This window comes from Bacillus sp. DX3.1, assembly GCF_030292155.1.
GTDB lineage: Bacteria > Bacillota > Bacilli > Bacillales > Bacillaceae_G > Bacillus_A.
In genome coordinates this window covers 1,090,101-1,105,302 of sequence record NZ_CP128153.1, presented here as the reverse complement: position 1 = coordinate 1,105,302, position 15,202 = coordinate 1,090,101, and the positions used below count along the sequence as shown (strand labels likewise).

The following is a 15,202-nucleotide window of genomic DNA, read 5'->3' as shown; positions in this document are numbered from 1 at the left end:
CTTCGCATGGGGCAGGAAAAGGATCTGACCGCTTCTATGCATGGCCGGATGCTCTCTCCCATCTAAAAAGAAGGGGTTTATCCCGCATTAACGGGCAGTAATACCCCCACCTCAAGATTCAGAGAGAAACAAAGAAGATAGGTGGGGGATAACTGCCCGTAAAAGCCCGATTGGTTCAACTAATAATCAGTGGGGCATGAAGAAAACCCCCACTGATTAAAGTTTCACTTTATGTCGGTTTTTTAATTTGTATTTTTATAGTTGCAGGAGATACAGCTCAATTGTCCGAACTGTCCCTAATATAAGATCGCCTACCATATGAAAAAGGATGATACGTAATGAATCGAACAGATCGCTTACTTTCTATTCTTATAGAATTACAGAGAAAGCAGATTGTTACAGCCAAAAGCTTAGCTGAAAAATTTGAAACGTGCAAAAGAACGATATACCGAGATATGCAAGCATTAAGTGAATCTGGTGTCCCAATATTCTCTATGCCAGGACAAGGCTATTCATTAATGGATGGATATTTCTTACCCCCTATTCAACTAAAAGCAGAAGAAGCCGTTACTCTTTTATTAGGAAGTGATTATGTAGAACAAAGCCTTGACTCGACCTATTCTGTACACGCTCATTCTGCCAAAGAAAAGCTGGAAGCAATTCTTTCTTCTGAACAGCAGAAAAAAGTCAAGGAACTACGGGAAACATTCCGTTTTCTCTCAGGATCTTTTTCTCATCAAACCTTTGATCCAGAGCAGTTAGAAGAAAAACTTTCTCTATTACAAGAGTCCATTCAACAACAGCAATGTGTTTCCTTTTCTTATCGAAAACCAAATCAAGATCAAGCTGGGCCAACAAATCGCACCGTCAACCCATATGGTTTAGTCAACATATCAGGAATTTGGTACATGGTCGCCCACTGTCTTCTTCGGCAACAACTACGCCATTTCCGTTTAGAGCGAATGCGTCACTTACGACAAGAGCAAGACTTCTTTCAAAAACCAGAAGACTTCTATTTGCCAGACTATCAACCAAATAATGACCGTACCTTACGTATTCATCTGTTGTTTCCACAGTCTATTTCTCATAAAGTCATTGAATCACACTATTTTTACATAGATACATATGAACAAAAAGAAGATGGATTTCATGTTTTTTTGAAGGCAAGACAAATAGAGGATGTATTCCCATGGGTACTAAGCTGGGGAAGTTATGTAAAAGTGTTACAACCAACCGCTCTTTTCAAAAGGATTCAAGAAGAGGCTAAAAAAATGTTAAACGTATAATTTTTTATTTTATTACTGACATAATGGTGTCAACAATACCCCTTTATAGTAGTGATAAAGAACAAAAAACAAGAAAGAAAGGAAGTATCCTATGAACACAAAAATAATGTTAGAGAAGTTTGAGAGCTTAGCAATGTATTACGTTAACGAGTTAGAAAAGTACTCCCTCAAACAATTTACAGAAAAACCTTCCGAAGATGAATGGTCTCTAGGACAAATGTATAATCATTTACTTTCATCTGCATATATGCAGTTAGGTGCCATTAAGACATGTACAACTGAATCTGCAACTGTAGATGGTAAGAAAACAGAAATGGGTGAAAAAGTATATGGGATGGGCGCTTTTCCTCCAATACAAATAAAATTACCTAATCGCCCTGGATACACACCAAACAATCCAACCAATAAAGAAGAAATAAAACAAGCCTTGCTACAGTTGATTGAACAAATGAAAGAAGTTGAACTCACGCTATCTTCTTCTCCAAGCAATCATAAAGTGGAGCACCCTGGGCTCGGTTATTTAAACGCTGTGGAATGGTTTCAGCTAATTTATATGCACTTTGCACATCATCTTCGTCAAAAGGAAAGGTTGGAGGAAGTGCTCCCGATCAAATAAAGTCCAATTCATGTTTTGTTCAAAATTAAAAGCATTGTCACAGTATTTCTCTGCTTCCATTGTAGAAATACTGTGACTTTTTTGTATATAATTAACAGAGAAAACCGCTCTTATTTTTACAAAAAAGGTTAAGTGTACCTCTATACATATCATAGTTCACTTTTTATTTTTAATCGCATCTAGTGTTACAGAATAATAAAGTTGTTTAATTTCATTCTTATTTACCGTTCGTTAAGAGCACTTATTTTTTAGTTGCTGTATTCCCCATGGCAATAGAAATTCTATTCCAACTGTTGATTTGATTGATTATCAGAACAAGGTCAACATATTGTTTCTCGTCATAGTGTTCACGTACTCGCTTATATAGGTCTTCAGGAACTCTTTTAGTAGGAATTAGAGTAATATGCTCAGATAGTTCAAGAGCAACTTTCTCTTCAGGTGTATAAAAATCACATTCATTCCAAGCATTCAAGCAATAAATTCGTTGTTCGGTTTCACCTATCTTACGAGCATCGGATGTATGCATATCTATGCAGAAAGCACAACCGTTAATTTGAGAGACTCTAATCTTTATAAGTTCTCTAGTAATTCGATTAATTGTAGACTTCTTAGTGTACTTCTCCATATCCATCATAATTTTCATGCCATCAGGTGCAACATCATAGTAGGAAATTCTTTGACTCATAAGGCAAGACCTCCTTTAGTTTTAAGATACTTATAATTATACCTTCATACGAACATTTGTAATAATATTTTGTTTGTAGGACATTCAAAATCAAAGAGAATTTCCGTTGTAGACAGTGTAGTTAGTTGTTTCATGGTACGTAAATACCGCAAATGAGTAACCGTATTTTTCAAACAAATACTTTCACTTTAAAATTACTTTATTATTACCGTCAGAAGAAATTGAATAACTTTATTAATTTTTAAATGACTTTATTATAAATGAAACAATTTTAGTATCGCCAAACATTTAGGGAGGATTTGTAGTGAAAAAACAATTTATAGTAATCGGCATTATATATGTATTCATAACTATAGAAACCATGCAAGTACTTTTCGGAAAAACCAATTATACTGATATTGTAAACAAACTGAATAAAACACAGGAAAGCACACTCTTTCAATCTGCTAAAGATGGTGTCGTTTTATTGAAAGGGAATATAGCCACCGAACAACCAATTACAGATGAAACAAAGATAAAGAAAGAATTTGTTTTTTTCCAAAAAAGCAGGTATACGAAAGATAAAAATAGTTGGAAGCTGAGTAATACAGAAAAAAAGGTTGCTAAACATCTTTCTATAAATGATCAGTTTCTCCCATCATTTGCAGAAGCTAGGTTTTTGATGGAACCCCTTACACTCTTTACATCAGACATTACTTCAGCTGATTACAATTTTGATTATAATGACACGCTATTAGTTGTTAATAGAGAAGGTTTCCGCTATAAAGGCATCGAGAATCACGGAGAAGCTCTTATCTTTGGATTGAAAAAGGGCAATACTCTTGAAGGATATAAGGGAGAAAAACTTTTAATTGGGACATCTAAAGAAGAGATGATTAAAAAGATGCAAGCAGATGTATCCACAGAGAAATATGGCCCTACTGTTTGGGGAATCAGTACCGCTTTCCTCATTTGGTACGGCATCTATCGTTTTCGTAAAAAACAAAGTGAAATTGTACAATAAATAAAAAAATCCTAGTGGACTGTGCCCACTAGGATTTTTTTATTTATTGCTCTTCTGCAAATTTTCCATACTGACGCTTATGCATCCAAGTTAATGTTCCAATTGTTCCAAGTGATAACAGAACAATAAAGATCATTAAAATACCTGCATTTTGCCACATAAAGCTGAAGTCTCCGCTTGATACAACTGCTTTATATCCTGATACAGAATATGTCATTGGTAACCACGCATTAAAGATTTGTAATGGTTTTGGAATTAACTCAAGTGGGAATGTACCTGCACTTGTTGTTAATTGCAGAATTAATGTTAAGATCGCAATAAAACGTCCTGCATCGCTGAAAGCAGTTACTAAGAACTGAATTAACGTAATAAATGATAAACTTGTCAAAATACTAAACAGAATGAAATATGGAACACTCTGTACTTCAACACCTAAACCTAACAGTAATACTAAATCAGCAACGATTGCTTGAATAATACCAACTGTTAATAAAACACCAAATTTACTAATAAACCAACTAAATCCTGATTTTGGTACACCTACAGTTTCACGTAATGGGAACACAATAGATAGTAGAAGTGCCCCAACGAATAAACCAAGAGATAAGAAGTAAGGTGTAAATCCTGTTCCGTAGTTTGGAACTTCTGCTAGTTTCTCAGTTTGTACTTTCACTGGATCTGCAAACATGTTATATGTTTTGTCATTACCTTTTACTTCGCCTGTTTTCTCAGCACCCTCGCCAAGTTTTTCAGCAAGTTCACCAGATCCATCATTTACTTTCACTAAACCGTCTGTTACTTTCCCAGAACCGTCTGCTAGTTTGTTTACTCCGTCGATTAATTGTCCAGAGCCATCTGACATTTTGCCTAAACCAGTGGTTACTTGATTAGAACCGTCTGCCAGCTGTCCGACTCCTCCTGCCATTTGGTTTGCTCCGGTAGATAGTGTACCTAGTCCACCTGTTACTTGATTTGAGCCATCTGCTAATTGGCTTACTCCACTATTCAACTCAGATGATAATTTCTCTAACCCTCCATCGAGCTTGCCAGCACCCGTTGTCAATTTATTAACTCCATCAACTAATTGCGGACTACCTGTTGCTAGTAGATTAACACCTTTATTTAATTCAGTAGCACCTTTTTGTGCCTCTCCTAACTTTGTCCCAAGTGTTTGGAAACCTGTCATAAATAATTGCTGCCCATCCGCTAGTTTGCCAGCACCTGCTACAAGTGCCTTTTGACCATCTTGTAATGTATCAACACTGGTTTGCAGTGCTACTTGACCAGCATGTATAGTTTTTGCACCACCAGCAAGTTTTGTAGCACTACCTTGAATTTCATCAGATTTCCCAGCAAGTCCTTGTACGCCCAACATAACTGTTTTAGTACCTGTTGCTAATTCTTTGCTACCTGCACTTAGCTGTTCTACAGTGGCTTGTAACTGCTGTTTTGTTTCTCCATCAGGTAAATTTTTAATTTGTTCTTTTAAAGCCACTAAACCTGCATCAATATTTTGAGCACCTGTTACTGTTTTTTTAGAACCTTCGCTTAGCTCATTTGCTTTTTCCTGCCATTTTGATACACCTTGGGCAAATTCAGAAGCCTTTGAACTGAAGTCCTCAGTCCCTTTTGTTAATTCCGGTAATTTATTTTGCATCATTGTTACACCATCTGATGATTTTTTTAAACCATCGTGTAACTCATCGATACCATTTTGAATATTTTGCGCTCCACCAGTTAACTCGTTTTGTCCATCGTAAATTTGACCAAGCCCTATTGCTAGTTTAGCTGATCCATCAGAAGCCTTTTGTAAACCATTATCAAATACTAACGACTTACTAGCTAACACTTGTAAGTTTTGATAAATTTGCGAAGAACCATTTGAAAGTTCCCCAATACCAGCTTGCGATTTGCTCGCTAATACATTTAAACCATTCGTTACTTTGCCTGAGCCATCTAATAATTTCCCGACTCCGATCTGCATTTCACCGGTTTTTCCATTTAACGTATTTAAACCATTCGTTACTTTACCAGATCCATCTAATAGCTGGCCAACACCATTCTTCATCTCGCCAGATTTCCCTTGCAATGTATGCAAACCATCTGTTACTTGACCGGATCCATCGTGTAATTCTCCAGCTCCGTCATGTAGTTTATTTGCTCCATCTGTTGCATCAACAAATCCTTGTGAAACATCTCTTATGGAATCAAACATTTTTTCTGCATACGTTTTTGTTAACGTATTAGATACTTCACCTTTGATCTTTTCAATAGCTGTTCCACCGATTTGTGAAGATAAGAAGTTTAAGCTTTCATTTGGAATATATTCTAAATTTAATGGTTTTGGATGATCTTTTAACAGCGTTGTTGCATTATCGGAGAAATCTTTTGGAATACGAACCAACATGTAGTATTTTTGATTTTCCATTCCTTCTTTTGCTGTTTTTTCACTTACAAATTCCCATTTAAAGCTCTTATTATCCTTTAATTTATCGACTAATCCTTGACCGACTTCCAGTGGCTTTCCATCATAAACTACACCTTTGTCAAGATTGACGACCGCAACTGGTAAATCGTCTAACTGCTCATATGGATCCCAAAACGCCCATAAGAACATACCAGCATATAAGAGCGGTACAAATAATACTGCAATAATTGGAATTAAGATTTTTTTGCTTGTTATAATCTCTTTAAATTCCTTACCAAGCAGTGTAAAACCTCTCATTGTTTCTCCTCCTTAATTTTTGACCATTTTATTCAATTAGTCATTTTTTAACAAATAAAAAGGCTATCATATTGGTATGCATATGACCTAACCCTAACTTTCATTCTCTAATCTCTATACTATGCTCCTTTTTACTATAAATGACTAATTTATCCATTTGGTCAAACGATGCAAAATAAAAAGATTATCCTCTGATAACCTCACATACATTATCTGTTGTTGATTTATATCCCCCTCTAATTAAATTATTGACCATTTCATTCAGCCAGTCACATTTTACTATAATAAAAGGATTATCTTAATTTGACAATCCTTTTAATAAATAAAGTTCAAAAAGTTCTGCGATCCGCTCTTTTTCTAGCGGTTCATGATTTTTTTCCCAATCAAAGATAAGTGATACGTATAAACGTAGCATAATAAATGCGGTAATTTCCGGATCGCATTTACTAATCTCACCTTTTTCAATTGCAATCTCTAAATAAGACTGAATAACGGAAACAATTTCACCATCAACTTGATGCATCACATCTTGCACTTCTTTTGTTCCCATATCTCGCTCTTCTTGAATGAGTTTAATCATAAGCTGATGTTCTTTTCGAAATTCTAAGATGCTGTATAATGCTTTATGTACATTTTCAAAAAATGAAACGTCTGAACGAATTGCTTCTTTTGCAACTTGCTTCATTTCTGTAATTAAGTTAGAAATAATTTCCCCAAACAGTTCTTCTTTATTTTTGAAAAAAGTATAAATTGTTCCTTTTCCTACATTCGCTAATTTTGCAACTTGATCCATTGTCGTTGCCTTATAACCAAATGCTGAAAAAGATTTTGTCGCAGCTTCAATAATTGCTCGTTTTCGATCAACCGCCACATCTTCACCTCCAAAATGACTATATGAACAATGCAGTCAATTAGTACATTTTTGATGATACCACAGGTTTCCATTCTTTACAAGTTCTCTTTTTATTAATTCCCAGTAGACGAAATTCCTCTCTATAAAGTGAAACTTTAATCAGTGAGGGATTACTGCTCGCGAATAGCGGGATAAACAAGCAATTTTTTCGTAGCAAACTTTTTACTATAATTCCGTCATATTGTATCAAAAAAAGAACTAAAATGAAAAGACAAAGAACGCTTGAATAATCATATATGCTGAATAGATATATTTACGGCTCCATACTTTGAAACAATTGATTCGTGTAACTTCCATCAGTAGAACATTTCTTTATCTCTAGTTGACAGAACGCTCTTACTGTCCATTAGCATGGAATAAAAGGAATCCTTTTTTATATAAAACCCTTCTTTCTAGGTGGGAGAGAGCATCCGGTCATGCATAGAAGCGGTCAGATCCTTTTCCTGCCCAGACATAGTGAAAACAAAGAGAGAAAACGAGTGCAGGTCACCTTTTGTTATCCATAGCCGCGGCTTATATGTCGAAAAATCAAAATGAATTTATATATAAACACCATGAAAAAACAAGAAAATTTTTACAATTAATAGTAAGATAGAAGTAGATGTGTTTATCCCGTTCTAATGAGCAGTAAGATCTTCACCTCAAAATTCTAAGAAATCAAAGAAGTTAGTTGAAGGTTAACTGCCCATAAGAACTCGATTGGTGAGAGATTTCCATCATTGAGGAATGACCTCACTGATGGAAGTTTCACTTTATTAAAAATAGTGGAGGCTATATTACTTATGGTACGTGCACTTAGTTTGAACATAAAGCATGCCTTTTTCAATCGGATTTCGTTTATCATCCTGCTCAGTGGACTCGCTCTTGTCTCCGGCTATCATTATTACTACGTTATCCAGTACATGGGGATTATACAAGATGATTTTTTTACGACGTCCTATAAGTGGATTGGCTTTCGTGATAATGAGATGACTGTTTATTTACTATTAATGCCTGTATTAGCAACATTACCTTTTAGCACAAGCTATAATGCTGATAAATCGGATGGCTTTAAACCTTTTATTAGTAAAGAAATTCCTCTTCGCCCTTATGTATTTACGAAATATATTGTCACTTTTATCAGTGGAGGACTTATTTATATTTTCCCATTTTTATTTTCTTTTTTACTATGTAAACTCACTTTACCAGACGGTCTTCCAACGACCGCTTCAGGAATTGTAAGTAACAACGGTATGTTTTCATCACTATATTATAGTTCTCCACTATTTTATATTTCTCTCTATATTGGTATTAATTTTTTATTCGCAGGCCTTATGGCAGTTTTAGGATTAGCAGCATCTATATGGTCACAAAAGGATTATATGGCACTTTTATTTCCGTTTGCCATTAGCTCACTACCCTACGTGATTTTAAACATCGTATTTCCTACCGTTGCTGGAGCTCCGATTCATTTATATGATCCGAAGCAACCGTTGCAAGGGGTATCACCTACTATTTTAACTGTAGAATGTCTCCTGTTTTTTGGACTCAGTCTATTTCTCTATATAAAAGGTATCCAAAAAGATAAAAAAAAATATATGCGTAGGCTCCAAAAAAGAATGAGATGTAAAAAAGCTATTCAACAATCACAATCTATCGGCTTATGATGCTATAAAAAATATCCCTCAGCATGATTACTGAGGGATATTTTTTACTTTATTAATTAAGAAGCTTTTTTCAAATCGATTTGAGCTAATACTGGATCATGATCACTTACACGACCGTGTTCTTTCATAATGTTTGAGTTTAAGTGTACAGGATCGACAATTGTATGCGGCGCAATATTATTCGTAACTAAAATATGGTCTAATACTTGTGCATTGCCTTCATGAATATATGTGTAACGATTTTCTTTAGAAACCGTTTCTAACATATCTTGCATTGTATCACCTTTTAATGCTTGCAGTGGTTTAGAGAATTCAAAGTCATTCATATCGCCAAGTACAACAACAGGTGCATTTGTATCTCGTTTTTGAATACCTTTTACAAAACCATTCACTTCTTGTGCAAGCTGGATTCGTTTTTCTTCGCTTTTTAATACAAGCGGTTGAATTTTTCCAAACGGTGTTGCATCCCCTATTTTTGAATTTAAGTGATTCGAAACAACGACAATGTTTTGTCCTTGGAATGTAAATTCAGCAGCTAACGGTTTACGCGTACTATCAAATAATGAATTATCTTGACCGATGCGTACAACGTTATTTTCAAGTAATTTTGGTTTATCCGCTAGTTTCACACGTGATGCATTATAGAAAAAGCCCACGCGAATATTCGCTCCCGGCGCTCCGCCATCTTGATTATTTTGTGGTGCAATTTCTACATATTTATATTCAGGTCCATGAATTTCTTGCACGGCATCAATAATTCGCTTTGCACTTAAAGAAGCATCCGTTGTTCCATCATCGATTGTTCCATTATTATCTTGCATTTCTTGTACACCAATAATATCAGGCATCTTTAAGTTATATTTAATAGAATAAGCAAGCTCTTTTACTTTTTCATCCGATGTTTGCTTTTTATTCGCTGAGAAGTTTTCGATGTTATATGTAGCTACTGTTAGTTTTCCTAGACGCGGCTGAATATTTGCACCAGTTTGTTTAAATCCACCATCTGCTACAACTGGTAGCTCTGTCGTTGGAGAAATACGATACGCACCGTAATCATATCCGACTACACCTGTTATATCTCCAGTAAACGTATCCCCAACCTTTGCCACATAGTCACGCGAGACTTTTAAAGACAGACGTTCTGGATTTAATTGATTTTCCTCCAGCAACGGTGTTCCATATTTCGTTGTTACTTTATTCCCACCATTTGCAACCGTTACATATAGATTTCCATTTTTCTGCGGTGCAACAATCGTTGGTGTCGGTGTTGTTACGAGCATTCCTTCTACACTTTCATAAAAGTCAATTGCATCTTCCTCTGGATCAAATATACTAAACGCATCATTATCAATGGTTTGATCTGGTATTTTCAAACCTTTTTCCCCTAATACAATCGCTTCTGGTAGCTGTTGGCTTTTCGCTGTTACTGCAACACGGTTTGCTTTAATTTCCGTAATAGCTAGATCTGTTTCAAATCGCTCAGCATATCCAGCTCCAATGTATTCTTCTACTTCTCCATCAACTTGAACAAGATCTCCTACCGCAACAGTGGCACCTTTCTGGTATACATAAATACCTTCTGATGTTGCAGGATCATGATCAGGCTGTGGATCTTGCATATAAAAACCATTTTTGTCTAACGCTGTTACAATACCTTCTACATTTCGTACTTCCTTCTCATTATAAGGAGACACATGAGATTTCCCTTGAATATCATGAATACGAATTGGCTCATATTTTACAACTGTAAATGAGAAGGTAGACACAGGTGACGATTCAAGCCCTTCTTTTACACCAATCGCTGTAATGACACTATTTTCATTTAAAACAATCGGTTCATTATAACGAATACTTTTATTCGTTGGAGCCGATCCATCTAACGTATAATAGATTTCTGCTTGTGCCGTATCTGTTGTTAATGTGACCGCTGTTCCTTTCGCAATTTCCCCTCCGTTTGGTGACGCGACTACATCACTAACACGATTTTCCGTTTCATCTTGGAATTTGTATGCTGTAACTGATTTTAAGCCCGGGCTACTAAAATACAATTCAAGCGTACCAGTTAAACGAACCTTCTTCCCGATATTTTCGGGATGATCTTTCACATTGACTGCCGTTCGCACTTCACCTTTTGGCAATTGAACAGGCATAATCTTATCTGGATTTATCTCATTTGGAGAATCTGCAATCGCGACATTCGTATCTCCAAACTTTGCTGGATCTTTCGTATACTTAGAAGGACTTTGTGTATATCCAACAATATACCCCTCTACAATCCCTTTGCTTGTCCCATGATTTTGAAACAGTTGAATCGCTTCATTTACTGACAGTGTACCGCTTTCTTCCGCCTTGGCCACTATCCCTGTAAACGAAACCATCAGTGCCAATGACAAAAAAATAATTGCTATCTTCTTCACATCCATCTACCTCCCCAATTCAACATATTTTCTTAACATGTATTATCATAACAAAAAGTTCGTTATAAAGAACGTTTTGTTTGACAAAATTTACACAAAATTAATCCCCTACTTCTGTAGAAGATTTTCATATTGTTCTCGAACTATTTTCTTACAATATAAAGTGAAACTTTAATCAGTGGGGGTTTTCTTCATCCCCCACTGATTATTAGCCCTCACCAATCGGGCTTTTACGGACAGTTTATCCCCCACCTAACTTCTTTTCTTTCTGCAGAAATTTGAGGTGGGGGTATTACTGCCCGCAAATAGCGAGATAAAAAGCATCCCTTACGCATAGGGATGCTTTTCTCATTGTGCAATTAATTCTGTTTCATCTATTTTTTCTAAATGAGATAATACATGCTTCACTGCCGCCTCGCCTTGGTCAATACAATCCGGAAGACCAGTTCCAGCGTAAGAGCTACCAGCTACATAAACACCTGGTAGTTCTTTGTCCATAAATGTTTTCAGCTCTGCTATGCGTTCTTTATGGCCTACTGTATATTGCGGCATCGCATCTTTCCAGCGGCTTACAACTGTAAAGTCTGGATCTGCTGTAATATCCATTGTTTTTTTCAAGTCTTCTAATACAAATTGCACAATTTCTTCATCCGTTTGTTCCACGATTGCTTCATCACCTGGGCGACCTACGTAACAACGAAGAAGCACTTTTCCTTCCGGCGTTGTATGTGGCCACTTCTTATGTGTCCACGTACACGCTGTAATTGTGAAGTCACTATTTCGTGATACAACGAAGCCTGTCCCTTCAATATCACGCTGAATCGCTTCCTTTGGAAAAGCTAACGCAACATTGGCAACCGATGTCGATGGAATGTTACGGAAGAAGCGGAACTGCTTATACTGAGCAAACATGGACGGCAATACTTTATGAGACGCAGCAATAACGATAGAATCCGCCACTATTTCTTTTCCATTGCTAAGCGTAATATTATAACCGTCGCCCACTTTGGAAATTTTCTCAATGCGAGTGCCCTTCATGACCGTCCCATCTTCGAGCTTATCTTCAATCGCTTCCACAATCGATTGCAAGCCGGTTTTCAGTGTTAAAAAGATCCCTTTCGGCTCTACATCTTTTGTTTTTTTCGGCGCTAGCGTACGCATGCCGAGCGAAATACTACGATACTTTTGCTCCACTTGATAAAATTGTGGGAACGTCGCCATTAAACTCATTTGATCAATATCACCTGCATATATGCCAGATAACAATGGTTCAATTAAATTTTCTACCACTTCATTTCCTAAACGGCGGCGGAAAAATTGACCAAGCGATTGATCAGAAACGGGTTTGGAACGAGGTAACACAAAATCAAAACCAGCTCTTAGCTTCCCAATCGGAGAGAACAATCCTGAAAATAGAAACGGAGTAATCTGCGTTGGAATCCCCATCATAGATCCGCTTGGCATGCCATGTAATCGATTGTTAACAAGAACGAATGATTTACCAGTCGCATTATTTACAAGTTGATTTCCAAGTCCTAAATCGCACGCTAATCTAGCTGCACTTTCTTTTCTTTCTAAGAAAGAATCTGGACCACGTTCAATTGTAAATCCATCTTTTTGAACGGTATGAATTTTTCCTCCAAGTTTGCCTGATGCTTCTATTAACATTGTATCAATCGGCAATCCTTTTTCGCGAATTTCCTTTTGTAAGTAATACGCAGTTGTTAAACCTGTAATTCCACCGCCGATGATAACGACTTTCTTCTTCAAAATGGTTCCTCCTTTCCTAAAATTACGAAACAGTTGTTTGTTTCTGTAATACTACATCTACTAGACAAGAAACAAATGCGTCTGATGCGTTTGGCATTTCTGGGCGATAATATTTTGCCCCAATTTCTTCTGTAACGATTTTACATTCAATGTCATTGTCATATAATACTTCTAAATGTTCAGCTACAAAACCAACTGGTGCATATACAAATGAAGTATAACCATACTTTTCATGTAACTCTCTCGTTAAATCTTGTACATCTGGTCCAATCCATGGATCCGGTGTATTTCCTGCACTTTGCCAACCAACTGCATAGTTACGAACTTCCGCACCACGTGCAATATAGTCAGCTGTTTCATTTACCTGCTCTGGATATGGGTCACCTAAAGCAATAATTTTCTCTGGCAAACTATGAGCAGACACAATTAAAACTGCTTTTTCACGTTCGTCTACTGTCATGCCATCATATATTTTTTTCACTTCGTCTACCCAGTACTCGATAAACTTCGGTTCTTTATACCAACTATCAATACCATGAATCGTTAAATCCCCTAGTTTTCCCGCTTCTTCTTGTGCTCGTCCGACATATGATTTCACGCTAAATGTAGAATAATGCGGCGCAAGAACAAGAGCAATCGCTTCTTCAATCCCGTCTTTATACATTTCTTGTACCGCATCTTCAATGAACGGTTCAATATGTTTTAAACCGAGATACATGTGAAATTCAACATCATTTTGTACTTCATTTAAACGTTTTTCTACTTTTTTCGCTTGTTCTAGCGTAATTGTTGCTAAAGGAGAAATACCGCCGATTGCACGATAGCGTTCCGTTAAGTCTTCTAACATTTCTGGGCTCGGCTTTCGTCCCCTGCGAATGTGCGTATAATAACGCTCAATATCTTCTTCTTTATACGGCGTTCCATATGCCATCACAAGCAATCCGATTTTCTTTTTCATACGCGTATTCTCCTTTATTTCGCTAGTTTCCCTTTAGAATAATCATGAATAAATGCTGTTAAACGTTTTAAGATTTCTGGGTTTACTTCTGGGAACACGCCGTGACCTAAGTTAAATATGTAACCAGGCTGCTTTATTCCTTGATCTAAAATACCTTTCACATGTTCTTCAATGACATGCCATGGCGCAAGTAATATAGAAGGATCCATATTCCCTTGTACCGCTTTATGAATACCGCGAGCACGTGCTTCTTCAATTGGCAAGCGCCAGTCAAGACCAACTACATCAAGAGGTAGATCATGCCATTCATTTGCTAAATGACCTGCTCCTACGCCGTGCATAATCATCGGAACGTTCATACCTCGAAGTTCAGTGAAAATACGCTCCATTGCTGGCTTAATAAACATACGATAATCTGCTACATTTACCGCTCCAACCCACGAATCAAAGACTTGAACTGCCTTTGCTCCCGCTCCAATTTGTGCTTTCAAATAAGAAACAACCAAATCTGCGAGCTTATCCATTAAAGCAAACCAAGCTTTCGGCTCTGTATACATAAATGCCTTCGTTTTATGGTAGTTACGAGAAGGCCCACCCTCAATCATATAGCTCGCTAATGTAAATGGCGCCCCTGAAAAACCAATTAGCGGAACATCTAACATTTCTGTTGTTAATAATCGGATTGTATCTAATACATACGGTACGTCTTCTTCAGGATGAATTTCACCAAGCTTCTCTACGTCCTGTAAAGAGCGAATTGGATTATCGATAACCGGTCCGATTCCTGATTTAATCTCAACATCAACACCAATCGCTGGAAGTGGTGACATAATATCCTTATAAAGAATCGCCGCGTCTACATTATATTGATCAACTGGAAGCTTTGTTACATATGCACATAGCTCTGGTTGGTGTGTAATTTCAAATAAAGAATATTTCTCTTTTATCTTTCTATATTCAGGCTGTGAACGACCTGCTTGTCGCATATACCATGCTGGTACATATTCCGTTCGTTCCCCTTTACATGCTTTTAAAAATGTCTCATTTATATTTCTTACCAAGACCCTTGCTCCCTTCCTTACCCATGCATCTAACAAACCCTATCCTATTTATCTTTTTTTACTATACAGCTTGTAAAAACAAAATGCACAATATTATGTACGTTGTTCATGAAATTGACACA

The 15,202-nt window shown here is 36.7% G+C and carries 11 protein-coding genes; 4 read left to right on the top strand and 7 right to left on the bottom strand.

The window, feature by feature from the left end:
* Positions 1 to 338 precede the first annotated feature (338 nt).
* Together QRE67_RS05480 and QRE67_RS05475 are read left to right on the top strand one after the other, a co-directional pair.
* Entirely contained in the window at positions 339 to 1,286 is a 948-nt protein-coding gene (locus QRE67_RS05480) for a helix-turn-helix transcriptional regulator (RefSeq protein WP_286123894.1), read from the top strand.
* 91 nt (positions 1,287 to 1,377) lie between these two features.
* Positions 1,378 to 1,902: a DinB family protein gene (locus tag QRE67_RS05475; protein WP_286123893.1), complete on the top strand. Its 525-nt coding sequence runs from the start codon at positions 1,378 to 1,380 to the stop codon at positions 1,900 to 1,902.
* Between the two features lie 241 nt (positions 1,903 to 2,143).
* Here the strand turns inward: QRE67_RS05475 and QRE67_RS05470 are convergent, their stop codons facing one another.
* Positions 2,144 to 2,587 carry a carboxymuconolactone decarboxylase family protein gene (locus QRE67_RS05470; RefSeq protein ID WP_286123892.1) on the bottom strand — a complete coding sequence of 148 codons (444 nt, stop codon included), beginning with the start codon at positions 2,585 to 2,587 and terminating at the stop codon, positions 2,144 to 2,146.
* A gap of 304 nt (positions 2,588 to 2,891) precedes the next feature.
* Between QRE67_RS05470 and QRE67_RS05465 the strand changes: the two genes are divergently transcribed.
* Positions 2,892 to 3,590 (top strand): hypothetical protein, encoded by a 699-nt coding sequence (locus QRE67_RS05465; RefSeq protein WP_286123891.1) that lies wholly within the window; start codon positions 2,892 to 2,894, stop codon positions 3,588 to 3,590.
* A 43-nt stretch (positions 3,591 to 3,633) separates the two neighbouring features.
* On the opposite strand, the gene QRE67_RS05460 is transcribed toward QRE67_RS05465, so the two are convergent.
* Positions 3,634 to 6,315, bottom strand: a complete 2,682-nt coding sequence (locus QRE67_RS05460; protein WP_286123889.1) for a YhgE/Pip domain-containing protein — start codon at positions 6,313 to 6,315, stop codon at positions 3,634 to 3,636.
* A 298-nt stretch (positions 6,316 to 6,613) separates the two neighbouring features.
* On the bottom strand, positions 6,614 to 7,186 hold the full coding sequence (locus tag QRE67_RS05455; protein ID WP_286123888.1) for a TetR/AcrR family transcriptional regulator: 573 nt from the start codon (positions 7,184 to 7,186) through the stop codon (positions 6,614 to 6,616).
* Positions 7,187 to 8,010: 824 nt separating this feature from the next.
* On the opposite strand from QRE67_RS05455, the gene QRE67_RS05450 reads away from it, so the two are divergent.
* On the top strand, positions 8,011 to 8,874 hold the full coding sequence (locus QRE67_RS05450; protein ID WP_286123887.1) for a hypothetical protein: 864 nt from the start codon (positions 8,011 to 8,013) through the stop codon (positions 8,872 to 8,874).
* 56 nt (positions 8,875 to 8,930) lie between these two features.
* Here the strand turns inward: QRE67_RS05450 and QRE67_RS05445 are convergent, their stop codons facing one another.
* The 4 genes from QRE67_RS05445 to hemE all read right to left on the bottom strand — a co-directional run bounded on the left by QRE67_RS05445 (position 8,931) and on the right by hemE (position 15,080).
* Positions 8,931 to 11,297 (bottom strand): DUF6359 domain-containing protein, encoded by a 2,367-nt coding sequence (locus tag QRE67_RS05445; protein ID WP_286123886.1) that lies wholly within the window; start codon positions 11,295 to 11,297, stop codon positions 8,931 to 8,933.
* 342 nt (positions 11,298 to 11,639) lie between these two features.
* Positions 11,640 to 13,061: a protoporphyrinogen oxidase gene (hemY, locus tag QRE67_RS05440; RefSeq protein WP_286123885.1), complete on the bottom strand. Its 1,422-nt coding sequence runs from the start codon at positions 13,059 to 13,061 to the stop codon at positions 11,640 to 11,642.
* Positions 13,062 to 13,083: 22 nt separating this feature from the next.
* Positions 13,084 to 14,019, bottom strand: coding sequence for a ferrochelatase (gene hemH, locus QRE67_RS05435; RefSeq protein WP_286123884.1), 936 nt, complete (start codon positions 14,017 to 14,019; stop codon positions 13,084 to 13,086).
* Between the two features lie 14 nt (positions 14,020 to 14,033).
* Positions 14,034 to 15,080 carry a uroporphyrinogen decarboxylase gene (gene hemE, locus QRE67_RS05430; RefSeq protein WP_286123882.1) on the bottom strand — a complete coding sequence of 349 codons (1,047 nt, stop codon included), beginning with the start codon at positions 15,078 to 15,080 and terminating at the stop codon, positions 14,034 to 14,036.
* Positions 15,081 to 15,202: the final 122 nt, after the last annotated feature.

What these genes read in the sequence shown, in the direction of transcription:
- QRE67_RS05480 (WP_286123894.1), top strand. Translation starts at nt 339, where the DNA reads ATGAATCGAACAGATCGCTTACTTTCTATTCTTATAGAATTACAGAGA.
- QRE67_RS05460 (WP_286123889.1), bottom strand. Translation starts at nt 6,315, where the DNA reads ATGAGAGGTTTTACACTGCTTGGTAAGGAATTTAAAGAGATTATAACA.
- QRE67_RS05475 (WP_286123893.1), top strand. Translation starts at nt 1,378, where the DNA reads ATGAACACAAAAATAATGTTAGAGAAGTTTGAGAGCTTAGCAATGTAT.
- QRE67_RS05470 (WP_286123892.1), bottom strand. Translation starts at nt 2,587, where the DNA reads ATGAGTCAAAGAATTTCCTACTATGATGTTGCACCTGATGGCATGAAA.
- hemH (WP_286123884.1), bottom strand. Translation starts at nt 14,019, where the DNA reads ATGAAAAAGAAAATCGGATTGCTTGTGATGGCATATGGAACGCCGTAT.
- QRE67_RS05450 (WP_286123887.1), top strand. Translation starts at nt 8,011, where the DNA reads ATGGTACGTGCACTTAGTTTGAACATAAAGCATGCCTTTTTCAATCGG.
- QRE67_RS05445 (WP_286123886.1), bottom strand. Translation starts at nt 11,297, where the DNA reads ATGGATGTGAAGAAGATAGCAATTATTTTTTTGTCATTGGCACTGATG.